At 56.3% G+C, this 25,020-nt stretch carries 20 protein-coding genes and 2 tRNA genes; 12 read left to right on the top strand and 10 right to left on the bottom strand.

From position 1 onward, the window contains the following. Window positions 1–20: 20 nt before the first annotated feature. The 3 genes from KYK14_RS01805 (at window position 21) to KYK14_RS01795 (ending at window position 5,945) form a co-directional block, all read left to right on the top strand. On the top strand, window positions 21–266 hold the full coding sequence (locus KYK14_RS01805) for a hypothetical protein (protein ID WP_219156446.1): 246 nt from the start codon (window positions 21–23) through the stop codon (window positions 264–266). Window positions 267–320: 54 nt separating this feature from the next. Next, window positions 321–995, top strand: a complete 675-nt coding sequence (locus tag KYK14_RS01800) for a PD-(D/E)XK nuclease-like domain-containing protein (protein WP_219156444.1) — start codon at window positions 321–323, stop codon at window positions 993–995. 270 nt (window positions 996–1,265) lie between these two features. Then, window positions 1,266–5,945 (top strand): NACHT domain-containing protein, encoded by a 4,680-nt coding sequence (locus KYK14_RS01795; protein ID WP_219156442.1) that lies wholly within the window; start codon window positions 1,266–1,268, stop codon window positions 5,943–5,945. Between the two features lie 264 nt (window positions 5,946–6,209). Here KYK14_RS01795 and KYK14_RS01790 read toward each other — a convergent pair whose 3' ends face one another. The 3 genes from KYK14_RS01790 to KYK14_RS01780 form a co-directional block, all read right to left on the bottom strand. Continuing rightward, window positions 6,210–6,869, bottom strand: coding sequence for a hypothetical protein (locus KYK14_RS01790; RefSeq protein WP_219156440.1), 660 nt, complete (start codon window positions 6,867–6,869; stop codon window positions 6,210–6,212). 92 nt (window positions 6,870–6,961) lie between these two features. Continuing rightward, window positions 6,962–7,705 carry a hypothetical protein gene (locus tag KYK14_RS01785; protein ID WP_219156438.1) on the bottom strand — a complete coding sequence of 248 codons (744 nt, stop codon included), beginning with the start codon at window positions 7,703–7,705 and terminating at the stop codon, window positions 6,962–6,964. A gap of 60 nt (window positions 7,706–7,765) precedes the next feature. Beyond that, a complete protein-coding gene (locus KYK14_RS01780; RefSeq protein ID WP_246601635.1) occupies window positions 7,766–8,386 on the bottom strand; it encodes a thermonuclease family protein in 621 nt (206 codons plus the stop codon). Between the two features lie 73 nt (window positions 8,387–8,459). Between KYK14_RS01780 and KYK14_RS01775 the strand changes: the two genes are divergently transcribed. Continuing rightward, complete coding sequence (locus tag KYK14_RS01775) at window positions 8,460–8,666, top strand: hypothetical protein (protein ID WP_219156436.1); 207 nt, start codon at window positions 8,460–8,462, stop codon at window positions 8,664–8,666. Window positions 8,667–8,831: 165 nt separating this feature from the next. Here the strand turns inward: KYK14_RS01775 and KYK14_RS01770 are convergent, their stop codons facing one another. From KYK14_RS01770 to KYK14_RS01740, 7 genes are all read right to left on the bottom strand, one after another. Next, window positions 8,832–11,087, bottom strand: a complete 2,256-nt coding sequence (locus KYK14_RS01770; RefSeq protein WP_219156434.1) for a hypothetical protein — start codon at window positions 11,085–11,087, stop codon at window positions 8,832–8,834. Between the two features lie 128 nt (window positions 11,088–11,215). Further along, window positions 11,216–11,328, bottom strand: a tRNA-OTHER gene (locus tag KYK14_RS01765). A 194-nt stretch (window positions 11,329–11,522) separates the two neighbouring features. Continuing rightward, window positions 11,523–12,308: a DUF1963 domain-containing protein gene (locus KYK14_RS01760; RefSeq protein WP_219156432.1), complete on the bottom strand. Its 786-nt coding sequence runs from the start codon at window positions 12,306–12,308 to the stop codon at window positions 11,523–11,525. 43 nt (window positions 12,309–12,351) lie between these two features. Further along, window positions 12,352–13,650 (bottom strand): site-specific integrase, encoded by a 1,299-nt coding sequence (locus tag KYK14_RS01755; protein ID WP_219156430.1) that lies wholly within the window; start codon window positions 13,648–13,650, stop codon window positions 12,352–12,354. A 170-nt stretch (window positions 13,651–13,820) separates the two neighbouring features. Next, a tRNA-Leu gene (locus tag KYK14_RS01750) sits at window positions 13,821–13,902 on the bottom strand. Between the two features lie 27 nt (window positions 13,903–13,929). Next, window positions 13,930–14,466 (bottom strand): iron-sulfur cluster co-chaperone HscB C-terminal domain-containing protein, encoded by a 537-nt coding sequence (locus KYK14_RS01745; RefSeq protein ID WP_219156428.1) that lies wholly within the window; start codon window positions 14,464–14,466, stop codon window positions 13,930–13,932. Window positions 14,467–14,644: 178 nt separating this feature from the next. Then, complete coding sequence (locus tag KYK14_RS01740) at window positions 14,645–15,439, bottom strand: SAM hydrolase/SAM-dependent halogenase family protein (RefSeq protein ID WP_208308013.1); 795 nt, start codon at window positions 15,437–15,439, stop codon at window positions 14,645–14,647. Between the two features lie 127 nt (window positions 15,440–15,566). On the opposite strand from KYK14_RS01740, the gene KYK14_RS01735 reads away from it, so the two are divergent. From KYK14_RS01735 to KYK14_RS01700, 8 genes are all read left to right on the top strand, one after another. Beyond that, complete coding sequence (locus tag KYK14_RS01735; RefSeq protein WP_185282813.1) at window positions 15,567–16,685, top strand: PhoH family protein; 1,119 nt, start codon at window positions 15,567–15,569, stop codon at window positions 16,683–16,685. Between the two features lie 126 nt (window positions 16,686–16,811). Then, window positions 16,812–17,243, top strand: a complete 432-nt coding sequence (locus KYK14_RS01730; RefSeq protein WP_208308015.1) for a GNAT family N-acetyltransferase — start codon at window positions 16,812–16,814, stop codon at window positions 17,241–17,243. A gap of 175 nt (window positions 17,244–17,418) precedes the next feature. Then, window positions 17,419–19,656: a ComEC/Rec2 family competence protein gene (locus KYK14_RS01725; RefSeq protein ID WP_219156426.1), complete on the top strand. Its 2,238-nt coding sequence runs from the start codon at window positions 17,419–17,421 to the stop codon at window positions 19,654–19,656. Between the two features lie 171 nt (window positions 19,657–19,827). Continuing rightward, window positions 19,828–20,640 carry an enoyl-CoA hydratase/isomerase family protein gene (locus tag KYK14_RS01720; protein ID WP_219156424.1) on the top strand — a complete coding sequence of 271 codons (813 nt, stop codon included), beginning with the start codon at window positions 19,828–19,830 and terminating at the stop codon, window positions 20,638–20,640. A gap of 233 nt (window positions 20,641–20,873) precedes the next feature. Beyond that, the gene (locus KYK14_RS01715) at window positions 20,874–21,353 is read left to right on the top strand and encodes a sterol desaturase family protein (RefSeq protein ID WP_208308018.1); all 480 of its coding nucleotides are present in this window, start codon (window positions 20,874–20,876) and stop codon (window positions 21,351–21,353) included. Between the two features lie 110 nt (window positions 21,354–21,463). Next, the gene (locus KYK14_RS01710; protein ID WP_208308019.1) at window positions 21,464–22,378 is read left to right on the top strand and encodes a MerR family transcriptional regulator; all 915 of its coding nucleotides are present in this window, start codon (window positions 21,464–21,466) and stop codon (window positions 22,376–22,378) included. A gap of 276 nt (window positions 22,379–22,654) precedes the next feature. Continuing rightward, on the top strand, window positions 22,655–23,170 hold the full coding sequence (locus KYK14_RS01705) for a sigma-70 family RNA polymerase sigma factor (protein ID WP_185282819.1): 516 nt from the start codon (window positions 22,655–22,657) through the stop codon (window positions 23,168–23,170). 367 nt (window positions 23,171–23,537) lie between these two features. Next, window positions 23,538–25,013, top strand: a complete 1,476-nt coding sequence (locus KYK14_RS01700; protein WP_219156422.1) for a phytoene desaturase family protein — start codon at window positions 23,538–23,540, stop codon at window positions 25,011–25,013. The last annotated feature ends 7 nt before the right edge of the window (window positions 25,014–25,020 follow it).

Here is a 25,020-nt window from a genome sequence, read left to right as displayed (position 1 = left end):
GCTACCTTTTATCCTGTGTTATGCCAGACCCATCCGAGTCCCCGCAATTACGCATCGAGCAAGCGCCCCAGGACGATACCGAGGCCGCTCAACTTGCCCAGCTAGCGCACTTACTCTATACCACCGACGCGCCACCCGACGTGCGCGACCTGGCCCCGGCCGTGCGCGAGCTATTCCCCGAACCCGCTTACCAAGTCGGCTGCGGCAGCTCCCACATCTGGCTGCACCGCACCGCCGACCACCAGCGCCTGGCCCTCATCCGCTGAACGCAACGGTCAGCCCCTCATCCAAGTCCTCAGACCCTAAGACTCCTAACATCCATGTTCCACGATCTGCAAGCCTACCCCAACCTCACGCAGGAGCAGCACCGCGCCTTACCGCACGTCTCCAACACTGACCTCTCCAATCTGAAGGCCCAGGTGCTCGGCCAGCTACGCACCCCTAACCCCCAGGCCCTAGCCTTCGGTGCCCACTTCCACGCCGCCATGCTGGAGCCGGCCACCTACCAGCGCACCACCGAGAGATGCCCGTGGGAACAGCTGGAGCAACTGGCCCGCCAGGTACGCCGCCACCGCTACTGCCGCGACCTACTCTACCGCGGCACCCCCGAACTGACGCACACCGCCACCCATACCGAAACCGGTCTGACCGTCAAGATTCGCCCCGATTTGCTTGTGCGCAGCCGCGCCGGCCGCCGCCTCACGCTCATCGACTTCAAAACTACCAGCTGCCGCGACTATGCCCAATTCGTCAGCACTGTCGAGCAATACGACTACGACCGCCAGGCCGCCTTCTACACCGACATACTGCAGGCTGACCGTTTCCTTATTGTTGGCGTGCAGAAGAAAGCTCCGTTCAGTATCTGGAAGGTAGAGCTGTCAGCCGATGCGTTGGTTATGGCGCAGGGGCGCAAGAAATATCAGCGACTGTTGCGGGCCTGCGCCGCCGCTTCTACTAGCCGCTTTACTTCGCCAGCGAATCATCTAGCGGCCTAGCTCGGCTTTACCTTTTGCTTGTGATAACATGAGCAACAACCCAGAATCTAAATATAAAAAACCATCTTCTACGACTCCGGATTTTGTAGCATTATCACTGATAATGAGTGTCTAAAGGCCATCTAATGAAAAAAGCGCGCAAGTAAAATCAAGCAAAAGTACTGCAGTAAAAAGTCAGGTTCTATAGCCATAGAGCCTGACTTTTTGCTTTTCTAGATGGAAGCCCAGTTTTATTACTTTTAAGTGTAAAGCAGTACCATCTATACCAAAATGGCTCGTCGAGGAGGATCATCAACGTTAACAGGAGTAGATTATCAACTTCTATACACAGTAAAGCGGTTCGCTGAAGCTGTAACCGAGGATAGCATCACAACCTTACGGCCTGAGGCTCATTTGCCAGGGCAGACCGTAGCAGTGCCGGATAAGGGTGAAGAAAGAATAATTGAGGCCCCATCGGTTGATGACCTCACTATTTCCCATCATAGTGGCCCAACGGAATATATCAGCTTAAAGCACCGCGCTGGCCAACCGTTCTGGACGGTGCAGCAGCTCCTGAGCCGGGGAATTATCGATGACTTCTTTCAACAGTATCAGAAAGATGCTTCCGGAGTTCTACGGCTTCTGTCTCAGTCTCCCATGGATCAGGCGCTTCGTGACTGCTTGGAAAGAGTGCCGCAAACGACACCTGAAACCCTGAATGCTCTGGGGAAGATGCCGCTGGAAGTGTACCAGAAAATTGCTGAACATATCCGTCAGCACTATTCAGACGCTGCTACGGACGATGAGCATCTGTTGGGATTTCTGGGGCAGGTCGAGGTGCTAGAGCAGCCCGCTGAAATGCTCACGGAAACCATCTTGCTCCGACTGCAGCCGCACACCCAGGATGCGCAGGCAGCCCTGAATACGCTTTATCGCTACGCAATGCGTGCCGGCAAACTGCAGCTCCTAGTGACGCCAGAAACCATCCGTCAGGAGTTGATCAATCAGCATCAGCCCTTCATCTTACCGCCTAGGCAAGAGGAAATACTAGGTCAGCTTGAAGCCGTTGGCGCTGCTCTGAATGCTGTGCCGGCCAACATTGGTAATTTGCCTGGGCACCATATTACCCGTTCGGAAGCGGTAACCTTAGCGGACTGGGTGCAGGAGCCTTTGCCTAGGGCCAAGCCCGAGCAATCCAAAGCAACCACTGCCAGTCGAATTGTTATTGGTGGTGCGGGCGTTGGCAAAACTGTCGTACTGAGGGATATTTACCAGGAATTGACGCGGCGCCACATTCCGGTCCTAGCCTTGAAGGCTGACCGCATCAAAGGCGAAACCAAGGGGAAGCTGCTAGACGATATCAAGGCCAACGGGCTGCAGTTTCCCTTGAAACAAGCACTAGCAATTGTTGCATCCGCTGAGCGGCCAGTCGTAGTGCTGGTAGACCAGTTGGACGCCTTATCCATGTGTTTAGGAGCCGAAAGAGGCCTGCTCACCAGCTATACCGAGCTGCTCAATGAATTGCAGCAGCTGCCGCATGTACGCTTCATTCTTTCCTGTCGCACCTTCGATCTGCGGCATGACCCCGAGCTAGCCCCGTTTCGGGCAGCAGAGCAGGTGGAAATAGCTAACCTGACGGTTGAGCAGGTTAACGAAGCACTGCAGGCTGCTGATGCGGGCACCGTCGAGGGTATGGATCCGGCTGTAATAAATCTGCTGCAAACGCCACTGCATCTGGCTATCTATTGCGCATTAGACGCTGAGTCCCGCAGCGGGGAGCCAGTTACCAGCTTGCAAGGCCTGTACGACAAACTGCTGCAACAATACCTGCTCAACTCTAAACGTCTGCCTGGTAATGTAGGTATCAGCCAAGTAAGAAAATACCTCTACCAGCTAGCCGATGCCATGTTCCAGAAGCAGCAACTCACGCTGCCACGCCTGTTTTGGGAGGAAGAGGACACCGACGTATTCAACTACCTGAACACACAGGCTATTATCAACTTGGTAGGGGCCAGTAGCCAACAGATTACGTTCTTTCACCAAACCTTCTACGAATATCTGTTTGCCAAGCAGTTTGTTGCGAAAGGCCAGGCGTTATCAGATTTTGTCCTGAACTCTGGTCAGGGCTTATTTTTCCGCTCGTTGATTCAGCAGGTTTTAGTATTCCTACGCGGGCAGGATCCTGATACTTACCTGCAGCAGATCAGGCAACTTCTCGACTCCCCAGCTTGTCGTTTTCATGTCAAACTGCTTATTGCTCAATTCCTAGCTACTCAGGCACTACCTGAGGCTGCCGAAATAGAGTTAGTCCGCACTAGCATAGTGCCTAATCCTAAATTGATTCAGCCCTTCATTGAAACAGTAAGCCATCGGCCATGGCTCGAATTCTTAGCCGAGCCAACATTGTTTCTACACTTAGCGGCTGAGGTGGGTCAATTAGAAATGGGACAACAATCCTCTGTTTCCAATACACTGCTGTGGATTTTAGCTCGTCGTGGCCCTGAGCTTCTGTTCCCGAGAATGTCACTCTTGCCGCCAGGGCCCCACCTGAACACATGGATTGCCAAGGTACTAGATGATGCCGGAGCAACCAGCGCTGCCGAATTCACTGAACTGTTCGATGTTGCCTTTGCGGGGGAAGTCAGCGAAAGGCAACAGTACCGGTACTGGAAAATTCTGCAGGACCAAGCACCTATCAGACCAAACTGGGTATCAGAAAAGGTATTTACTCAATTGGCTAATGCACCCTTCGACGAGGATCATAATCAACGTATTCAACACGAAGACTATTTGCAAGCAGAGGTATTTAAGGCTCTTTGGAAAACCAACTCGCAGATAGCATTTGGCTTGTGTAGCAGATTGCTGCGTACGTGGATACGTCGCGGCAATCATTACAGGGTGCCGGAAATTCTAGAGTATACGTGGAGCCGACCTGGGTATGCGCTTCTTCTAGCACCTCACTTCCTCGATCATATAGATATAGATGAACGAGACAAGGAGCCACACTCTCCTTATGGCGCGGTTCTGCACTATACATGGAAATACCTAGCAGATCCAACTAACCTGCAGCAGCCTAGCTATGCACATACAGTGCGCAAGTGGCTATTCAGTCGCACGGATTTACTGGTAAATATGGCGCTCTGTGCCGCATCTGGTAACGCGTCGTCCTTTGCTCCTTCGCTGTTTCGGCTTTTTCTGAAAGACGGCTGGTTCACTAGGGCTGCGCGCAGTAGCTATGTTGGGCATTTTACACGCAAGGTGTTGCCCCATCTGTGGGATGAAATAACCACCGTTCAACGCACACAATTGACAGAGGCACTATCTGCTCATGAGTTGATAGCCGACGTTGGGGTGTATACCGACCGCCAGAACAAGCGTGTCTATTTCAGCCGCCATGGTCGTGATGCATTGTATAATCTACAGGTGTTGGGTCAAGAGCGACTGAAAGAGAACCACCCAACGCAGGCAGCCCTGCTCGCGCAGTTTGCCCGTCGGTGGGGAAGATTGGTAGAAGAGGAGCCCGGGCCAAAAGTGCGTTGGCGTTCTGGAGAGCCTAGCCCAGCCGGTGGGTGGAATACAGAAAAGATGGCACCAGCCAATTGGTTGCGCGCATTGCGCAAGTATCGGTCGAAAGGTAAGCCTGATTTTTGGTCTGATGAAGGTACCTACACAGGGCTATGTCACCACATTAATAGATTAATCAAAGACCGTCCTGCGGATCATGTAGGGCTTTTAACCTATCTGCTGGATAATAATGATGAGAGCATTGCCATGCTACTGCCCGAGTTGTGCGAGGCGGATCCTATCATGGCTGCCCCTTTGGTAGAATCAGCCTACGAGAGACAATTGCTGAATCAGGAGGCCTACCGCCGCCTCAAGAGAAAGACGTCTTCCAAAACATCCGACCAAGATCAGCCATTGGCGGTGGAATTTGTGCAACACGACCTGGAAACCATCCGGCAGAACCTTAACGCGGAATGCAATTTCAAGCTTGAGGAGGAGCCAAGTAAGCGAGGTGCACGTCAGGATCTGACAATGGCAGCGTTAAACACGCCTGGAGCTAGTGAATTGTACAACCTCTTGACTGAGCGTCTCCCCGAGCCCGAGGTTCAAGAGGTAGTAGAACTACTGGGTACCGTTGCCACCGAAGGCAGCCTAATTATTCGTTCCGCTGCCGTGGCGCACCTTGCTATGTTATTGCGCACCTCGTTGCCTGAAGCAAGAGTGGTAGGAATTTTCGAACAGCTCGTTGGTAACGACTACATCTTATTGGCTCCTGGCCAATGGTCATTGCAGTACTTGGTGTGGCGAGATACTTCAACCATTTTCCGCTTACTGCACGAAGGAATGGCAGAGCCGGCAGCCCACGAAACGATTACCCGCATTTTAGCAGTGCAATGGGGGCATGATGTTCCAGGAGCTCATGAGTTGCTGCAGAAAATGTGGGCGCTAAATCCCGCCATGATACCAGTCACGTTGGACCAGCTCTTAATAGGATATGGTAAGTGGAAAAAGGAAGCAGTGGTATTCGAGGCAATGGGCTATTTCCTATCCACCGAAATGACCAAGGAGCTAGTTCGGGAGTTAGATGATGTATTCCGACACCTGTCGGTGAATGAGTTGCCCAGCGCGACAAGCTTAACTGAACAGTATATTTCTACTTGCGCCCCTTATATCGAGTATGAGCACTTTTTGCTTGATTATCTGGCACAATGCGTCACGCAGTATCCTGAAACGTGCATCAGGCTGCTGGCGCTGCTGCTGCTTCACCTCAACAAAACCTACAAACGCTACGACTTTAAGCGCACAATTCTGAAAGTGCTTGTAGAAGCCTATACCCGGCTGCCACATCAAAACTCCCAACACCCGGCTGTACAAACCGCTTTAGATCTATTTGACGAACTGCTGCAAGACCCTACTGTGCGTAATGATGATCTGAAGCAGGTAATGCGAGAAGTAATGACGTCATAGTAGAACACAAGAAAAGCCGCACTACCTGCCGCCCGATTGAGTGCGCTATCAGCAGCGCAACCGAGTAGATCGGTTCTCCAACTACCTAAAGGGCATAAGCTACGAGAAAATGGTCAGCAATTTTACCGGCTTTCACTATTCTTTACTGGCCTTCCCGTATGTCCTAGATTATTCAGCGCGCCCGGCAGCTCTAGTCGCAAAACCATACGCGCAAAAAAGCCGACTTCCGGAAGGAGGTCGGCTTTTTTGTGGGGCTGCGGCGTCCTACATCGTCAGCAGCGTCAGCGTCCGCTGCAGCGTCACTTGGTTGTTCACCGAGTCGGTAAAAGTAAACTGTACTGCCTGTCCCGCCGTCATGCCGTCCAGCGAGAAGGCCATTTCGTGCTCGTTCTCGAAGTTGTAGGCATAGGGCGACGCGTCATTGGCCAAATGATACGTACCCGACGGGCTGCTGGCCTGCACCACGATGTTCCAGGTTGAGTCATTGATGCGCAGGGCCTGCAGCGTCGTCACGCGGATGCCGGGGGTAGGCGCGCTTTCCACCGGGTCGACCGGCACGGAAGGCAGCGCCAGCACCGTTTCCCCAAACACCAGTTCATTGTCTAGCACCAGGCCGCTGTTGCCGTTGGCCGTGGGATTGAAGAGCTGCACCTCCTCGCCGGGGCTGCTGGCCGCTAGCAGGTTCGACAGCTGCGTACCTAGCCCGGCCGTGCGCACGTCATGCACCAGCAGGGTTTCGGGCGAGATGTCCACCCCGTAGAGCAGGTTGACGCGGTCTAGGCAGGCCTTGGCATCGGCCGCGCTGACCAGGGCCGCTACCAGCGCGGCGGCATACTTGCGCACCTTGCCATCGGCGCGAGAGCGCAGGCGCAGGGCCGTGCGGGTGCGGCTGTCCGCTTGTTTTTGATAGGCTGTTCTAGCCATAACGTTCAGAAACTAAGAAGGGAAAAAGAAAGAAGAGTACTAGGCCAAAACGGCCGGCCGGAAGTATCCGGCCGGCCGTTGCAGCCAGAGCGTTAACCCACTGCCACCACGCTCAGCGCGTTGTAGGCATTGGAGTTGAGCGGGTAGAGCTTGCCGTTCACCGACTGGTAGAAGTCGATGCCCACGGCCACCACCAGCGCGTCATCCGCTGAGCCTACGGGCAGGACTAGGTTCAGCACCTCGGCCGGGCGCAGGGCGTTGCTCAACGGCACTTCCGCCGTGGAGGCGTCTACGCTGTTGAAGGCACCCGTCTCGAAGTTGACCGTCGACACGGCGCCCGTTACGCGGTAGTGGGTGGCGCCCTGCGGGGCGGCAATGTCGCGGGCCGGGTTCATCTCGCCCAGGCTCACGGTATGGTTACCTGCGGCGCGGTCTAGCGCCGCGTCGTAGCGCCCGTAGTAGGTGCTCGACAGGGCCGAGCCCGCGTTGAAGTCGAAGCCCAGCAGCATGGTCAGGTTCTCGGCCAGGATCTGGCGCCCGCCGCGGTCCGAGTCCTCGTCCAGGTTCAGCACCTGCTTCATCTTCTGTGCCAGGCGCGATACCATCAACCTATCCGAAGCCTGAGCCACCACCCGGCGCAGCGCGTCGCGCAGCAGCTTGCCGGCCTTGGCGGCGGTGGCAAACTCGGAGGCGTTTTCGCGCACCCGCTGCATGGAGGCGGAGGAGTTGAATTGGCTCTTGTTGGAGCCCTGTTTTTGGCGCACCGTGCCGTCCTTGGCGAATACCACGCCGCCTACGGTGCCACTGATTTGAATTACGCCGGTCTGACGTGCCATAGTGGAAAAAGGTAAGAAGTGAGAAAAAGAGAGTTGTTGGCTGCTTTCGTTACCGACTTCCTACCAGGGGCAGCCACCCCAGTACAGCCGCTTGATTCTACTCGTAAAGCCCCGCCACACGTGTGGCGGCACTGGTTCCAGCACGCCGCATTTCCACAGCCCGCGCCCGTGCGCTTGCGCCACCACTTGCTCGGCGGCCAGGTGCGGTGTCGTGCGCCCCGGCTCCCAGGCCCACGCCCAGCCCCGCACCACCAGCAGCGAATCCACGGCTACCGGGCGCGGCAGCTGCGGGGTAATACCCGCCGCCAGCCGCAGTGCCCCGAGCGTGCGCCCATACAGGTCTGGCTTGCCACTAGCCCGCGTCAACTGCACCAACTGTCCGACCGGCAGCAGGCGCCGCACGGAGTCGGCCGCCTGCGGGCCGTAGGGCTGGCTCAACTCGGGCGCATCCACGCCTACCAGCCGCACCCGCTCTACCCGCCCGCCGACTAGCAGGTCGTAAGTGTCGGCATCAATGACTCGAACCATCCGCGCCGTTTCCGACCCGGCACCAACGGCCGACCGTTGTTGTTGTGCCGTACCAGTATCCGGCACGCCGAGCACCACGGCCCCACTGAGGCCCAAGCCCAGCAACAATCCCGTAAGCCGGCGCGAAAATTGACTATTTCGGAGTGCGTTCATGCCCCGAACCTACAGGGTAGTAGCACTTTTTGTATCTTCGTTACTCCCAAACGCCCCCAAACAGCCCCGTTTTATGCCGCAAGTCAGCATTCGTCCCAAGGAGGCAGCGCAGGTGCGCGGCACCGGCTACGATGCCGCCAAGCGCCTGCTACAGCGCATCCGCCAGCACTTCAACAAACCCGCCGACACGGACGTGAGCATCGGCGAGTTCTGCCAGTTCACGGGCCTACCCGTGGCCGAAGTAACGGCCGCCCTTCAGCCCACCCTCAAGCATAGCTAGAGTATGGCTGGAGTATGACCTCCGTATCAGCTAGCCACAAAAACGGCCCGGTCTCTCACGAGAAGCCGGGCCGTTTTTGTAAATCAACGCTGTTTGAATCGGGGTGTGTCCTGACACCTTCTGGCGTTTGCCGGTATCCCGCGCAGCAGCCTTTATACAGTAGTATTAGTCTACCAACAATTGCGTGACGGCCGCCGTGTTCTGGGCCCAGGCCACCGTATATACCTCGTCGGCCATGGGTTCCTCCACCAGCTCCAAATGCTGCGCCTGCGCCTTCACGGTGAGTAGCTGCCCAATGCTGAGCTTACTCTCCAACTTGCGCAGCAGCGTCTGCACGCCCGCTAGATTCAGATTTTGCACCAGTTGCCCTTGAAAGGGCATTTCTAGCCAGATAATCTCGCGTTGTACTACGTCCAGCACCCCAAACACCAGGCCCTTGTCTAGGCCTCGCGTTACGCGCACCTGGTGCTGCACGCACGACGGGTCGTAGGCTACCCCGCTGTTGGCAATGCGCATTGGGTGCTGACTGTTCATCCAGCCTACTGTTAGGTTGGGCGTGAGGGCGCCGGCGCTGTAGGCATTGCAGGTGAAGGTAACGTACTGCACCTGCGCTTCTGTCAGCGCCGCTACATCCAGCTCAATGTATTCGGCTGTGCCTATTTGATCCGGGACATACTGCACGTCGCCACTGTGTTTGCAACCGGTAGCGACTAGGTTGGAAAACGAACAGTATTCCGTCTTGGTAGCCGAGGCGATGGTGCAGCTTAAATCCATGTCCAAGTGCTGCGCGGGTAGCCCTACGCCCCATTGCATGAATAGGCGCACCTGCTCGCTCTCCAAAGCAAAACGAGTACCCATCAGGGCGGCTGGCAAGTCCTGCACCGTGTCACTCCGGTCGCCAATGGCCACGGGTAGCTTAAATAATGTCGGGTCAATGTACATCGTGCGGTGCGGCGTGGGTTGGGCCGCAAACCGCTGTTGCATGGCCAGCAAGCACAAATTAACCACAGCCGCCTTCATGGCTTGCAGTTGCTCAGGCGAGTAGTGGTTGAGCTGCTGATTGGCTTTGATCTGCTTGCTACTCCCACCCAAGGGCTTTACCACGCGCTTGGTGCCGGGCGTGAAGTAGTCTTCGGCGTACATGGCCAGCGTAAATACCAGTCGGGCCGGCACCTGGTCGAGCACTTCGGCAAATGCCGCTACCGTTGTCTCGGGGCCAAACCAGAGCATGTTGGCAAACAGCGAACGGGCAAACAACCCCGGCCGCTGCTTGAGCAGCGCAAACGTCGGCTCCGCCTCGGCCCGCAACCGGAAATAGTTGACGCGTCCCTGCCACACCTCATAGGTCTGGTTGTAGAACGCGTCCAGCGTTTCGCGCAGCTTGCCCAGGGCCGGCTGCTTGCTGTACTCGGCCAGCCGCAGCGCCCGGATGAACCGCACCCACATGCCCCGCTTCGGGTGCATGATTTCGCAGAGCTGCTGGGGGCTCTGTGGCAGCTCGTTCAGCCAACGCGCTACCATGGCCGCCTCGCGCCGGCTGTATTTTAGTTTTAGCTCCGCCCGGACCTGCTGAGTTTGCGCCGCCTGTACCTTCGCAAGTTGGTCTGCCGTCCAGAGATAGTGCGCATTTTTCTGGCGCCGCTTCCGAATGGTTTTTGGCTCTACCAGTTGCGTAAAGCCTGTTTTCTTGTACCACAAGTACCGCAGGATATCGGTAGGCGTCGAAAACAATGCTTGTGCCCGGTCGGCTTGGTTCAACTGCACGTAGGCATCCACCACCGCCAGGCGCGTCTCCTTCATCGCAATGGGTACTTCCGCGGGCAGTGGCAGCTCAGCCAGCAAGTGGCGCAGGCTGTCAAGCTGCGTGGCGTCCAGAGCCGTTTTCGATGCGAGCAAGTCACGCAGAAAGGTCGCTGCTTCGTTTTCAGTCCACAAGTCGAACACCTTCAGCTTGCTACCCTGTCCGGTGTGCTCCAGCTCGGCAAACTCGAACGGCGTGCCACAGAACGGGCAGCCATTATAACGCGCCAGTGGGAAGGTGTTCGGCGGGATGATATGGCCACAGGGCAGGCGCGTGCCCTTGGTTTGGAAGAGGTTGGCAAAGAACGTCAACACGTGGTCTAGCCGACTTTCTCCCGTGGGCGTATCCCAGCCTTTTACCAGCGGCGTCCAGTTCTTGCCCACGCCCAGTACCTCGCGCACCACTTCCAGTAGTTGGGCCTGAAAGTCGGGGGTAGTGCCTTCCAGCGCCCGCAGCAGTGGCTCCGACACCCCAAAGCCAAGCTTCGCCAGGTTCGCTACCAGTAGAGCCGTTGCCTCGGATAGAGTAGGAGAGACATCAAAAATCGGCGTTGCTGTAGCAGATGCAGGAATATAAACGGCTTTCTGACGGAGGCTTACTTGAAGTAATGATTGATTCATAAGAATAATGCGAAGCGAGAAAATAGGATATACTGGGAGCAAACCAGTGACTCCACTGCTGTTCGACAACAGGTTGCCAAACGACCTATTTATAAAACTGGCAAAGCCAGCATAACTAATCTATCAAGTGAAGCAGGTTGGATTCGAACCAACGACCCTAAAATCCAAGAAGTAAGCACCAGTTGACCTGGCAAGGTAATTCCAGTGCTGTTTCATGCTCTAACCCCTGAGCTACTGCTTCAGTACAACCAAGCCGCCGAGCCACCAGCGCCAGCGAAAAAGCCAGGTAATTGCACGGCTAATTTTTTCAGAATTGAGAAGTAAGCAGTGCTTGACCCAGCTTTTTCAAACCAGTACCAGTTCGTGGTTGGCGTGCAAGATAAGAGCCTATCGAAATTGTCGAATCAGCCGGTAGTAATTATTTCTGAACGGAGGTCACACGCACTGCAGCTCAAACGTGAAATACCCCGGTCTTTGTGGGTCGTAGAACACGTACACCAGCCCTGAATCGCCCCACATGATGCCCGCCTCGTGTTCTGAATCAAGCTGAAACAGCAGGGGTAGGGTGTGGCCTATTGCATCAACCGGATTTTCTGCCCCCTGCAGCCAACGGGGATACCCTCCCAGGATAGACTGATAGTCTCCTTCCCCCAAGAGTTGCGTGACGGCCTCATCGTATGCATCCCAGGGATCCACTGCATTCAGTGTCTCCGCTAGCGCCACAGCATCGGCACCTGCAGCTAGTTCGTTCAACCCTCCCCAATCAGGCAGCGACTGGATGGGAGTGAAGCCTATATCGCAAAAAATGGGTTCGTCCAATGAAGCTGGCCGCTCAATGACTTGTGCCTGTTCCGCAGAAACAGCGGCATATGTTTTAACTAACCAGCCATCTGCTTCCGTGTCCCACGCAAATGACTCCCAACTGTAGAATAACTGCAGTACTGCTATTCCGGCTGGTAGCGTTACGTCTTCGCTGGCCACGATTTGCAAAATGAAGTCAAGCGGCTGACCTTCTTGCGTTGTTGGCCAGTCTTCGCCCGCCTCAAAATAAGGTCTTCCCCCAAAGTGTGAACGGAACTGCGAGCCGTCTATCGACTGAAGGGCTTCGCGGGGCGTGAGCTTATTGGCAGGTAGCAGTAGCGGGCGAAGCAGGTTTACCAAATCAGCCATTGTAAGGCCATGCTGCGGTGGTTCTTCTCCTTGTTTATTCGTATCGTTCATGCCTAAATAGATGGTTGTTGTCCACAATGATACAAACCTCAAGTTACGCCGCTGGCTCTACCATGCATACCGCCTCTTTCGCCGTGGTGCCCGCTGTCATGGCTGGCGCACCGTCCCAAATCCGCCGCATCGTCTGGTGTTGCAAGTCCTCGACTACCTTGGCGTAAATCATGGTTGTCTGAATCTTGGAGTGCCCCAGCACCTTCTGCAGCACCTCTACCGGCATTCCACGCAGTAGGCTTTGCGTGGCGAAGGTGTGCCGCGCCGTGTGCATCGTCACTAACTCCCACTTCGACACCGGCCGCTTCATGATCCGGCCCGCCACGGTTTCCACTACCTCCACTAGTTCCTCTACCCCGGCCAGCCGACAAATCTGCTTGAGGTAGCGGTTCATCACCTGGTTGGCCGTCGAGGGAAGTAGCCGTTCCCGAGTCCCGGCGTACTTGTCCAAAATAGCCGCCGCCGGCGCACTCAGGTAGATGCTGACGCCCGTGCGTGTTTTCGTCTGCGTCAGCTTCAACACTCGCTCCCCGTTCCACTCCTTCACGTTGCCCGCGTGTAGGCTAGTTAGGTCGGAGTAGCGCAGCCCCGTGTAGCAGCAGAACAAAAAGGCGTCGCGCACCTTCACTAGGTTGGAGGGTAATAACGCGGTTTCCAACTGCGTCAGCTCGGCGGCACTCAGCCACACCTTGTCCATATCTTCCCACTCCACGCGCAACTTGGCCGGATTCACGGCCAGCGTCTGCCCTCGGTTTTCCTGCGCCCAGGCCAGAAAGGGCTTCAGCTGCTTCACTAGGCTGGCCACCGTATTTTGCGCCGCGCCGCGGACGTCCCTCAAGTGCCCGAGCAATTCGTCGTGCATCGCCGCGTCGTAGTCGGCCACCGTTAGCCGCTTGGGCCGCGCCTGCGCAAACCCAATCAGCGTGTTGTGGGCCGTTTTGTAACCCTTGAGGGTGTGAAACCGGAACCCCCGCGCCCTCAGCACCTCGATGTACTCCCCAAACAGATCCACCAGCAGTGGGGCCGGCGGTAGGTCTGTCACTGCTACCTTCGGCTGCAACGCCGCCTTCAGTAGGGTAGGGGTGGCGGCCATGCCCTCCGTGCGCAGTTCGCGGTAAGCCTTGGCCATCCGCTCCGCCAGCGCCTCCAGGCTGTCGTTGGCCTCCTGGTAGCCCGGAAAGGACTTGCGGAACCGCCCTTTGCTTTCGTTCCACTCCGAGGCCAGGCACCGCTCCGCCGTGGCCATGCGCAACCGTAGTCCGTCGAAGTAGGCCCGCAGGTGAATCACGCACCGCCCGGCCGAGTCGGGCCGATCAGCCCGCCGCTCAAATTGAATGGTCATAAGTGAAAAAGGTTAGGAATACTGGGGGCGTTGCTGGGGGCGCATTTGGGGGCGTAAAAACCGTAGTATATCGGTTTTCGGCCCGTTGCGCACCGAACGCAAAAACCCCCGAAAAGTGGCTTAAACGATGTTTAAAGCTACTTTTCGGGGGCTTCCGTAGTGTATCCTAGTACCCAGAGCCGGGGTCGAACCGGCACACCTTGCGGTATTGGTGTTTGAGACCAACGCGTCTACCGATTCCGCCATCTGGGCTTCTGAACAACCGTTCGGGTCGGTAACTCACGAACGGGTGGCAAACTTAGCAAGACTTTCTCGAATACGCAACAGGTAGCGCCGTTTCAAATAATATGTGCGGATTTGCTGTAGGGCTTGCGGGCGGGTATCGGTGGGTAGCTGTTCGTACCCAACTAGTACAGGTTCGATACCAGCTTCTAAGGTGTCGCTCAATTCGTTAACCTCATTTTCTACGCGCGCTACTACTGCTTGGTCCGGGTCAAATTCCAGCTCCATCAGCTGTTCATTTAGCTCCATCACTTCCATCAAAAAATCTGGTGGAAGCTCTTGTTTTCCCTCTTCTAGCAGGCCATAGCAGCCTAAAATGTACGCCATGCGTGCATCAGGGTCGGAGAGGGTACGGTAGGCGTTGGTATTAAGAGTAGCCAGGCGCAGGATCTCCTGTTGACGCTCGGGTGGGGCTGTGGCGTGAAAATCGGGGTGATACTCGCGGCTGAGCGCGTAGTACTGACGCTTAATATCAGCCTCGTTGGGACGGAAGCTTTCGGGAAGATGATAAAACTCGAAGTAGTCTGTGGTCATAAGGAAAAAATACGAGCAGCCGGTGCCGGGTGAAAGTAAGCAACAAGCCTACTCGCTACGGGTTTCGGAGAGGTAGGAAACAATAGGTCTCATTAAACAAAAGCAGTACGATATGGCACTACATTTCTGTTTAACATAATATAAAAACAAGTATAATAAGTTGATTTAAAGCCAATAGTTAGGCTTTTAGCTCTGGAACAGAAGCTTCTGTGGGAAAATGAACCTCTATTTGTGAGTCAAAATGGAGGCCTAGCAATTCGGCGGCATTGCCTTGGTTGATACCGATGCAGAGCTGATCCTGACTGTTGAAAATGCATGCTACGTCGCCGGGCGGAGCGGCTTGGTAGTGCAGGTGTAGCTCTCGCACCGTCTCGCGGGCAAAGTGGATGGTGCCGGCCCGGCCGTGCCCCACAGCATCCACGGCCGTGCGCGTGATGTCGGTGATGAGGTTGCCATAGTGGTCGATGTGGACCACATGCCCCGTAATGCGGTGGTCCTGCAAACGCAGCTGCCGGTTTACCAAAGAGCGGAACGTAGCGGTTTCCAGGCCGAGGTCGGTGAGTTGGCCGCCCTGGGCCAGATGCACGGCCGCCGGCGTCAGGATGTCGCGAGTGGGGGAGGGGGTAGGCTGAGCGGCTTGCAGACGCACTACTTCCTCGGGGCGGCCCTCCGTGAGCAGTGACAAAATACCGTTGTCGGCCACTACAAAATAGTGCCCCTCGTAGCTGGCAGCGTGCCAGGCGGGCTGCGCACTACCCAAATCGTTGACGCCAATGAGGTGAACCGTGCCCAGTGGGAAGTCACGAAATACCGCTTGGAGAACGTGAACGGCGTGCGCGATGTTAAAGGGTTCAATGGCGTGGCTAATGTCGAGCACCGCCTGCGCGGGGGCAAGTTGCAGCATCCGCGCCTTCACGGCCGCCACGTAATGGTCGCGGTAGCCGAAGTCAGACAGAAACGTAATCAACCCCATGCCGAAATCCTGAGTTATTCGTACTATTGCTTACCCCCTGCGGGGGCGGCAAAAGTAGGCCTTTTCGGTGGAAACCGATAGCCGATACTTCTTTTCATGTATTCCCATCCCTCTAAAAATTCCTGATTTGGTCGAGAAAGTCATCACGCTCGAAAACGTGTCCCTGATTGATTTCCTGGGGGCCGACAACCAGAATATTCGTCAACTCGCGGCTGCCTTTCCAGGTAGTAAAATTATTTCCCGCGGCAATGAAATTAAGATTCAGGGCCAAACGCCCGTCATTACCCGCATCAATGAAATCCTATCGGGACTCATTGAGCACTACCACCAATACGGCCAGATTACGGACCGAACGGTGAGTGAATATATTGGGGCCGTAGACGACGAGCAGCAGGAGCGCATTATGGCCACGGCGCCCATTGCCGACGTGATTGTGTTTGGGGCCAAAGGCGGCGTGATCAAAGCCAAAACGCCCAATCAGCAGAAGCTGGTAGACACGGTGATGAAGCACGATCTGACCTTTGCGCTGGGGCCGGCTGGTACGGGCAAAACCTATGTATCGGTGGCGTTGGCAGTGCGGGCGCTCAAAAACAAAGAGGTCAAAAAGATCATCATCTCGCGCCCTGTGGTGGAGGCTGGCGAAAGCCTGGGCTTCCTACCCGGCGATATGAAGGAAAAGGTGGACCCCTACCTGCGCCCGATTTACGATGCCCTAGAGGACATGATTGCGCCTGAAAAGCTGAAGTTCTACCAAGAAAACAAGATCATCGAAATTGCACCGCTGGCCTACATGCGTGGCCGCACGCTCAACAACGCCTTCGTGCTGCTGGATGAGGCGCAGAACACGACGCCTTCGCAGTTGAAAATGTTCCTGACCCGCATGGGACCTTCAGCCAAGGTGATGGTGAACGGCGACCGGAGCCAGATTGACCTACCTACCAAGCAGAAATCGGGGCTGATGCAGGCTTTGGATATTCTGAAGGGGGTGCAAGGCATCGGTTTCGTAGAGATGAGTGCCGACGATGTGGTGCGCCACAAGCTGGTGAAGGAAATCGTGCAGGCCTACGACAAATTCGACGTGCAGCAGCAGCGCGAGCAGGCCAACCGCCCACCCCGCGAGTATACGCCTCGCAACGGCGCCCCGCGTTTCACGCGGGAAACCGCCGACCCGGCCCGCCACCCCGACGCCCGCCCCGAGGACGACGGCATGCAGGACCTACCCGTGAACCACGAGCAGCAGCTGTAGTAACGGGTAGACGTAGTGTTTTTCACAAGGAAAAGCAGCTTGCAGGTCGCAAGCTGCTTTTTCTTTGCTTTCAGTTTTCTTTGTTATCCAAGAAGCTATTTGAGTCAGCTAAACGCCACCTTCCTTATGACCGCTCAGCAAATCACCACCACCGAAGAAATAGCCGCGGCCCTCCATATCCGCGAGATTGTGTTTGTGCAGGGCCAGGGTGTGCCGCCCGACGCTGAATACGACGAACACGACCGTTCCGACGCTACCCACTACCTGGTCACGTCGGCCGACGGTACGCCCTGCGGCGCCGCCCGCTGGCGCCCCACTGACAAAGGCGTGAAGCTGGAGCGGTTTGCCGTGCTGGCCAGCTACCGCAACCAGGAAGCTGGTGCGGCCTTGCTCCGCGCCGTGTTGCACGATGTGCAGGCAGCCCATCCCGACGCCACCGTCTACCTACACTCCCAGCTGCCGGCCGTGCGCTTCTACGAGCGGCACGGGTTTGAGAAGGTAGGTGAGCAGTTCTCGGAGTGCGATATCGAGCACTACAAGATGGAATTGCGGAAATAACCCCGCGTATCCTTCCGAGCATTTTGTGCAAAAAGCAGCGAGGAATCTGAGGCTGCAGCCGTTGCTGCTGTCTTTGGTTTCTCGCTGCTTTTGAATGGCATATTTTTTATACAATCAGCTAGAGTCCTGTCGGCTTATGTAATCGATTTTCTATTCCTCTTATCCTGAGTGTTATATGTTGCATTGGGCTCCTGTTGCCTTCGTGCGCCTAACGCTGGCGTTGGCGGCTGGTATTCTCACGTACTTGTATGCAGGCGCTGTACTGCCAGAGTTGCAATGGATGTTATTGACGCTGATTTTCAGCTATATCTCGTTTCAACTTTGGGCAGCTCGCCAGCCTACCCCTGGCCCTACCGATGCAGCAGGTTTGTTGGCGTTGGTGGTCCTGTACGTGGCCGGCCTTACACTCACGCAGCACGCCACCGAGTCGCGCCGCACCGACCACCTCTACCGCTTCGGCAACCACATTGAGTTTTATCGGGCTGTGGTGGATGAGCCTGCTGTGGTGCGGCCCGCTACCTATGCTACTACCGTGCGCGTGCAGGCGGTGCGGGTGGCGGGGCAGTGGCGGCCCGCTACGGGTGGTATCCGGGTGTCGGTTCCGCGCACGGAGCAGGGTAAGGACGTGGCCCTGCCGCGCTACGGCGACGTGTGGCTGGTGCGCGGGGCACCCGCACCCAGCAAGGCCCCGCTCAATCCCGGCGAGTTCGACTACCGCCGCTACCTTGCCTACCATCAGGTGTATCATCAGCAGTTCGTACACCCCGATCAATACCTGAAAACGGGCATGGCACCACCCAATGTACTGGTGGCCGTGAGCCTGCGCGCCGCCCGTGTCATCGAGGGCGTATTCAAGCAGTATGTGCACCGCAAGCGCGAGTACGCCTTGGCGGCGGCGCTAGTGCTGGGCATCAAAGACGACGTAGATCAGCAAACTCAGCAAGCCTACGCCAACACGGGCACCACGCACATCATGGCCGTGTCGGGCTTGCAGGTAGGGCTGTTGTTTGGAGCCGTGTCGTGGGTGCTGACGCTGGTGCCGGGTAGGCGCGGGCCGCTTTTTCGGCTGGTGACGGCGCTGTTGGGCCTGGCCGTTATCTGGAGCTACGCCTTCCTCACGGGCCTGTCGGCGTCGGTGCTGCGGGCGGCTGTTATGTTCTCCTTTATCATTCTAGCGCGGGCTTTGGACCGGCAGAGCAGTATGTACAACACGCTGGCGCTGGCAGCGTTTGTGCTGCTCTGCTACAATCCCTACCTGCTGGTAGACGTGGGGTTTCAGCTGTCGTTTCTGGCCGTGCTCAGCATCGTGTACTTGCAGCCGCGCATTGCCGGTTGGTTCGATTTGCGCGACTGGGCCCTAAGCCGCCTGCGGCCCTGGCAGCCGCAGTGGCAGCAAAAGGCATGGCGGGGTGCCGGCTGGCTGCTTAACGCTACGTGGCAGGCCACAGCCCTTTCGCTGGCGGCGCAGGTGGCTACGTTTCCGCTGGGCCTGTTTTATTTTCATCAGTTTCCACTCAGCTTTCTGCTATCCAATCTAATTGCGGTACCCGTCTCTTCGGGGGCGGTGTACGTGGGCATTGTGCTGCTGGTGGTGAAGGGACTGACGACCCTAGCGGCGCTGGCCCTACCCGCCGCCGCGCCAGCGCTGGAATGGGCGCCGCGGGCTGTAGCCGCCTTGTTTGAGGGGATGATCTGGTTTTTCAACGAGTATATCTTCTGGATTGGCCGCGTCCTACCCGGCGCCCTTATTGCAGGCATCCACATCACGGCACTGCAAGCCTGGCTGATTTTTGCGGTGATTCTGGCCCTGCTCGTCTTTTTTGCGGCGCGCCGACTGGCCTGGCTGGGTCTTGCCTGCGCCTTACTGGGCGTGTTTGCCGGCAACTGCGTGTGGGCGGCCCACCAGCTCGCCCCCGATGAGCGCCTGATTATCTACAGCATTCCGCGCCGCTCGGCGGTGGGCTTCTGGCAGGGCGCCGCGGCCACCATCGTCACTCCCGATTCCCTACCCCTCACCGAAACCGAGCGTACCTACCGCATCGTGCCTGGCATTATTCAGCGCGAAGCCCGGCGGGTGGCCTATCACCCCGGCTGGCGTGGGGCACCGGTGCCGGCCGCAAAAGCCGACAAAAATCTGGTGCTCAGCGTGTGGCGGGGCGTGCGCCTGGCCTTTGTGTCGGGTAAGTTGAGCAGCGCTACCCAGCCGCAGCCGGTAGAGGTAGTCGTGCTGCGCCGCAACGCCCGCGTATCGCCTGAGGTGCTGGCTGCTGTGTTTGGCCGGCAGGCGCAGGTAGTGTTCGATTCGTCGTGCCGGTCGTGGTACGTGGCGCGGCAGGATTCGGTGCTGCGGGCCGCCGGTTTTCGGCCGCACGATGTCACGGCCCAAGGGGCCTACACGGTTCGGCTTCGCTGAAGGGTAGGGGCGGGCAGCGGCGCAACCCAGGCTATATGACTTGCGCTATATAGTTTCACTGTTGCCTCCTTTTCGTTACGTTTGGTTTTACTGCCCTGCGTATCACGGAGCAGTCGAACCTGTTATGTACCAGGTCGTCGGCCGCTCGTTCACTGTTTAGCCCTGCCGACCATGGACAATATACTTACCCAGGAGCTGGAAGCCCTGCGCTATATTCAGTATGAGTGCCGCGATGCCATTGGCTATATCACCCTGAACCGCCCCGAAAAGCGCAACGCCCTCAGCGCTGAGATGGTAACCGAACTGAAGCTGGCTTTTGACACCGCCGAGGAAGACGAAAACTGCAAAGTGATTGTGCTGCGGGCCGCAGGCAACGTGTTCTGCGCCGGCGCCGACCTAGCCTACATCCAGGAGTTGCAAGGCTTCGGCTACACGGATAATCTGGCCGACAGTACCCACCTCATGCAGCTGTTCCACCAGATCTATACCCTCAACAAAGTAGTCATTGCACAGGTGCAGGGCCACGCGCTGGCCGGTGGGTGTGGCTTGGTGACCGTCTGCGACTTTGCCTTTGCTGTGCCCGAAGCCAAGCTTGGCTACACCGAGGTGAAAATAGGTTTTCTGCCAGCTATTGTGAGCGTCTTTCTACTGCGCAAGGTAGGCGAGAGCCGCGCCAAGCAACTGCTGCTGACAGGCGACGTGATTTCCGCCCCGCGGGCGCAGGAGTTTGGGTTGGTCAACTTCCTGACCTCAGCAGTGGAACTAGACGAGCAGGTGCAGCAGTTTGCCCGTCGCCTGTGCGTCGAAAACTCGGCGCAAAGCATGGAAGTAACCAAAGAAATGCTGGCCCGACTCCCCGAAATGCCCTTGGAAGACAGCCTGCGCTACGTGGCGCAACTCAACGCCGAAGCCCGCAGCTCCCTGGACTGCCGCCGGGGCATTGCTGCTTTTTTAAATCGGGAGAAAATAAACTGGGAGAATTAAGGAAGCTTTCGGTATGTGAGTTTTTAATTTCTAGTTTTACACTGGCATACTGAGCCCAGTATTCATTCCTCCGCTACCCTGTTATTTTAACTTTTTTCACTCTTCATAACTCCGTGCGAGACTGTCTTTGGGCTTATATAGGTTTCGCACAGAGGTAGGGAGTGAAAAAGAAATTTCGCGTTTTCTTAAAAATTAGGGTCGAAACAATTAACCCAAAAGCAAGTTACCACCTCATGACAACGCTGGCAGCCGTGGCCGTAACGACGGCTACTTTTCTGGGAATGGAATTTTGGGCGTGGTTCATGCACAAATTCGTGCAACACGGTCCTCTGTGGTTTTTGCACCGCTCGCACCACGTGCGGCCTAGTCCGCGCCCCTTCGAACACAACGATCTGTTCTTTCTGCTGTACGGTGGCCTGTCGGCTGCGCTCATCATCACCGGCGACAATGGCCAGCGTTGGTGGTTTTGGGTAGGGGTAGGCATTGCCGCCTACGGTACTGTCTATTTTTTCGTGCACGATGTACTGATTCATGGCCGCCTGCGGTTCTGGCGCAAATCACAAAACACCTACCTGCGGGCCTTGAATATGGCCCACAAAATGCACCACAAAACCACTGGCCGCGACGGCTCCGTGGAATTTGGTTTACTGTGGGTATCGCCTAAATATTTGGAAATGGCGCGCCAGCGGAAAAAGACAATTAATAATGAATAATTATTAATTAAAACCTTTGCTGATGTGCAAGGTTAATGCGTTGTAAAGCCAATAAAAGAATAGAGAAAAATTAATAATTATTAATTCGTAATTATTAATTAAAAACAGCCGTGGGAAAGTTTTCAATCAGCGACCTGGAGAATCTCTCCGGAATAAAAGCACACACCATTCGGATGTGGGAGCAGCGCTACGGTATCCTGCGGCCGGTGCGCACCTCTACCAACATCCGTACGTACTGCGAGAGCGACTTACGCCGCCTGCTGAACGTGGCTACCCTGTGCAACCGTGGGCACCGCATTTCGCGCGTGGCCCAACTGTCGGAGCAGGAGTTATGTCAGGCCGTGATGCAATGCGGCGAAGAGGGCCAGGATCATGTGCCGCAGGTAAATGCCCTGCTGGCCGCTGCCGTGGCCATGGACGAGCCCCAACTGCAACTGCAAATAACCGCCGCTCTCGACCACCTGGGTTTCGAGGAAGCCATGCTTCATATCCTGTATCCGTTTCTGCGACGGGTAGGGATTATGTGGCAGGTAGGCACCATCAACCCGGCGCAGGAACATCTGGTAGCCAACCTGATACGGCAGAAAATGGTGGCCGCTATTGATGCCCTACCCTACGTGCCGCCGACAGAGGCCCGGCGCTGGGTGCTGTTTTTACCGCAGGGCGAGCTGCACGAGTTGGGCTTGCTTTTTATGAGCTACGCACTGCGGGCGCGGCAGCACCACGTATTATATCTGGGCCAAAACCTGCCCGTGAAAGAACTGGCAGCAGTGTGTGAGGCTTATCAGCCCTACGCCTTGTGTACGGTACTCACATCGGTGCCGGAGCGCGACCAGGTACAGGGTTTCATAGAGGAGTTGGCTCGTATCAGTCCGCACACGCCCTTGTTTTTGTATGGCCCGCTGGTGCAGCGCGAGTGCCTGCAACTACCCGGCAACGCGGTACAACTCCGCCTGATGACCGATTTCCTGGCTTTGGCTAACTCCCTGACTTTACACCCAGAGCCTACGGAAGTCTTGAGCTAAGCCCGCTGACTGAGTGCGCTACGCAGAAGTCATAATTTTTTAACAAGGCGTTTTTCGTCCCTCAGATTGCATATAGGCCCTTTTTCTGGCAGCAGAAGAAGGGCCTTCGCTTTTTAAGGGTTCAGATGACGATCTGAAAATCAACAGCTTCGTACGCCTACTATGCCGTTAGGCGCGTTGTTTGGAAATAATCAAAATTATTTTTGATCAATTGTGCACAACTTTTAATTTCTCCCGTATCTTTGTTTAACTTTTTGCCACGAAAAGCTAAACAGTATGACCTCTTTGGAATTCACCAACCAAGTACAGAAGATTTCTTACTCTCTAAAGCCCGTGGCGATGAACCTGACCCGCGACGCTGACGATGCGAAAGATCTTGTACAAGAAACTTTGCTAAAAGCGCTGCTGAACAAGGACAAGTTCAAGGCGGGCACCAACCTGAAGGCATGGTTGTACACCATCATGCGCAACACCTTCATTAACAACTACAACAAGATTACCAAGCGCAATAGCAATATTGACAGCACAGAGTATTTTCAGTATTTCAACACCGACGAAAACTACATTACGCACAACGGCGCCAGCTCGGATTTCGTAGTAACGGATATTAATGAGGCTATCGGCAACCTCCCGGCCGATTACCGCACCCCGTTTATGATGTATTACATCGGCTACAAATATTTGGAAATAGCCGAGAAGCTTCAGATTCCTATTGGCACGGTTAAAAACCGGATTCACATTGCCCGGAAGGAACTGAAGGACGCATTAAAGGTATACGCTCCCGGCGTGTAGGGAATAGGGAGAGAGTACAACTGCCCCGGGCGTATAGCGGGTCGCAAACAGTGTTGACGCAAGTCACGTTGTTCGCGGCCCGTTTTTTTGTTGCGGATATTGCAGCTTGATGAGATTGGGCTGATGCGGACGGAGTGCATACCTATTTTGTTGGTAGCCTAGTGCTTTAGCCTTGGGAAGATTGTGGGGTAGGGCGGCGGGCCATAGGGCGTTGCCGAAATTGCGGGGGTAGGCCGTATGTTTGTTGCAAGCTGAACAAGGTAGGGCGGAACGAGTTGGCCGGGCTTCCGTATCGGAATAGCGAGACGGAGCGGAACAACGCGTATCTGCATCTGCGAAATCCGCTCAATCTGCACAATCTGCGATAATGAATGTACTTGTAATTGGGGCCGGTTTTGCCGGGCTGGCAGCCGCTACTTCCCTGGCGCAACAGGGCCACCGCGTCACGGTACTGGAAAAAAACGAAAGTCCTGGCGGCCGCGCCCGCCAGTTTCGGTCAGCCGGCTTCACCTTTGATATGGGCCCCAGCTGGTACTGGATGCCCGATGTGTTTGAGCAATACTTCGGCCGCTTCGGCAAAAAAGTAGCGGACTACTACGAGTTGGTGCGGCTGGATCCGTCCTACCAAGTGGTGTTTCGGGGAGGCGAGGCCGTGGATATTCCGGCGGCCATGCAGGAGCTGCGGGCGTTGTTTGAGCGGTTTGAGCCGGGCAGCGGCGCGCGGCTGGACGAGTTTCTGCGGCAGGCTGCCTATAAATATGAGGTAGGGATGCACAAATTTGTGCACATGCCGGGTCGCTCGGTGCTGGAATTTGCCAAGCCCCACCTGCTGGTAGACGCCCTGCGTCTCGATTTGCTGCAAAGCATGCACAAGCACGTGCGCAAGTTCTTCAAAGACCCGCGCCTATTGGAGCTGGTTGAGTTTCCGGTGCTGTTTCTGGGGGCTACCCCGCAAAACACGCCCGCGCTCTACTCCCTCATGAACTACGCCGACCTCGCGCTGGGCACGTGGTACCCCATGGGCGGCATGCACAAGATTGTGGAAGGCATGGTGCAATTGGCCCAGGAACTGGGCGTACAGTTCGAGTACAGCCAGGCTGTGGAGGAAATTGTGGTGGAAAACGGCCGTACCACGGGTGTACGCACCGCCACCGGCTTCCGGCCGGCCGACGTGGTAGTAGCTGGTGCCGACTACCACCACGCCGAGCAGCACCTACTGGCCTTCGAACACCGAAACTACACTGAGCGCTACTGGAACAAGCGCACGCTGGCGCCCTCGTCGCTGCTGTTTTACATCGGCGTCAACAAGCGCCTCGACAACCTGCGCCACCATAATCTGTTCTTTGATGAGGACTTTGGGCGGCACGCGCACGAGATTTACGAGCAGCCCCAGTGGCCTACGCGGCCGTTGTTCTACGCCTCGGCCCCTTCCCAAACCGACCCCAGTGTGGCGCCCGAGGGCAGCGAAAACCTGTTCCTACTGATTCCGGTGGCCCCTAACCTCGACGATACCGAGGAAACCCGCGAACGATACTACCACCTCATCATGGAGCGCCTGGAAAAACACTGCGGCCAAAGCATCCGCGACGCGGTAGTATTCCGGCGCAGCTACGCCCACCGCGACTTCATCCAGGACTACAACAGCTACAAGGGCAACGCCTATGGCCTGGCCAACACGCTAAGCCAGACGGCCATCCTGAAACCCGCGCTGAAAAGCAAGAAAGTCAGCAATTTGTATTTTACGGGCCAACTCACCGTGCCTGGCCCTGGCGTGCCGCCTTCGCTCATTTCGGGCCAGGTAGTAGCGCAGGAAATTGAAAAGGACTTCGGCGGGGTAGGGTAGAACGTTA

Origin of the sequence: Hymenobacter profundi, assembly GCF_019334315.1 — a bacterium.
GTDB lineage: Bacteria > Bacteroidota > Bacteroidia > Cytophagales > Hymenobacteraceae > Hymenobacter > Hymenobacter profundi.
Note: the sequence above shows the minus strand (reverse complement) of the source record. Positions and strands in the feature narration are given on the sequence as shown.

What these genes read in the sequence shown, in the direction of transcription:
- KYK14_RS01780 (WP_246601635.1), bottom strand. Translation starts at nt 8,386, where the DNA reads ATGAACGCACTCCGAAATAGTCAATTTTCGCGCCGGCTTACGGGATTG.
- KYK14_RS01795 (WP_219156442.1), top strand. Translation starts at nt 1,266, where the DNA reads ATGGCTCGTCGAGGAGGATCATCAACGTTAACAGGAGTAGATTATCAA.
- KYK14_RS01730 (WP_208308015.1), top strand. Translation starts at nt 16,812, where the DNA reads ATGACCGCTCAGCAAATCACCACCACCGAAGAAATAGCCGCGGCCCTC.
- KYK14_RS01745 (WP_219156428.1), bottom strand. Translation starts at nt 14,466, where the DNA reads ATGACCACAGACTACTTCGAGTTTTATCATCTTCCCGAAAGCTTCCGT.
- KYK14_RS01700 (WP_219156422.1), top strand. Translation starts at nt 23,538, where the DNA reads ATGAATGTACTTGTAATTGGGGCCGGTTTTGCCGGGCTGGCAGCCGCT.
- KYK14_RS01705 (WP_185282819.1), top strand. Translation starts at nt 22,655, where the DNA reads ATGACCTCTTTGGAATTCACCAACCAAGTACAGAAGATTTCTTACTCT.
- KYK14_RS01755 (WP_219156430.1), bottom strand. Translation starts at nt 13,650, where the DNA reads ATGACCATTCAATTTGAGCGGCGGGCTGATCGGCCCGACTCGGCCGGG.
- KYK14_RS01775 (WP_219156436.1), top strand. Translation starts at nt 8,460, where the DNA reads ATGCCGCAAGTCAGCATTCGTCCCAAGGAGGCAGCGCAGGTGCGCGGC.
- KYK14_RS01805 (WP_219156446.1), top strand. Translation starts at nt 21, where the DNA reads ATGCCAGACCCATCCGAGTCCCCGCAATTACGCATCGAGCAAGCGCCC.
- KYK14_RS01790 (WP_219156440.1), bottom strand. Translation starts at nt 6,869, where the DNA reads ATGGCTAGAACAGCCTATCAAAAACAAGCGGACAGCCGCACCCGCACG.
- KYK14_RS01720 (WP_219156424.1), top strand. Translation starts at nt 19,828, where the DNA reads ATGGACAATATACTTACCCAGGAGCTGGAAGCCCTGCGCTATATTCAG.
- KYK14_RS01740 (WP_208308013.1), bottom strand. Translation starts at nt 15,439, where the DNA reads ATGGGGTTGATTACGTTTCTGTCTGACTTCGGCTACCGCGACCATTAC.
- KYK14_RS01725 (WP_219156426.1), top strand. Translation starts at nt 17,419, where the DNA reads ATGTTGCATTGGGCTCCTGTTGCCTTCGTGCGCCTAACGCTGGCGTTG.
- KYK14_RS01760 (WP_219156432.1), bottom strand. Translation starts at nt 12,308, where the DNA reads ATGAACGATACGAATAAACAAGGAGAAGAACCACCGCAGCATGGCCTT.
- KYK14_RS01800 (WP_219156444.1), top strand. Translation starts at nt 321, where the DNA reads ATGTTCCACGATCTGCAAGCCTACCCCAACCTCACGCAGGAGCAGCAC.
- KYK14_RS01785 (WP_219156438.1), bottom strand. Translation starts at nt 7,705, where the DNA reads ATGGCACGTCAGACCGGCGTAATTCAAATCAGTGGCACCGTAGGCGGC.
- KYK14_RS01715 (WP_208308018.1), top strand. Translation starts at nt 20,874, where the DNA reads ATGACAACGCTGGCAGCCGTGGCCGTAACGACGGCTACTTTTCTGGGA.
- KYK14_RS01770 (WP_219156434.1), bottom strand. Translation starts at nt 11,087, where the DNA reads ATGAATCAATCATTACTTCAAGTAAGCCTCCGTCAGAAAGCCGTTTAT.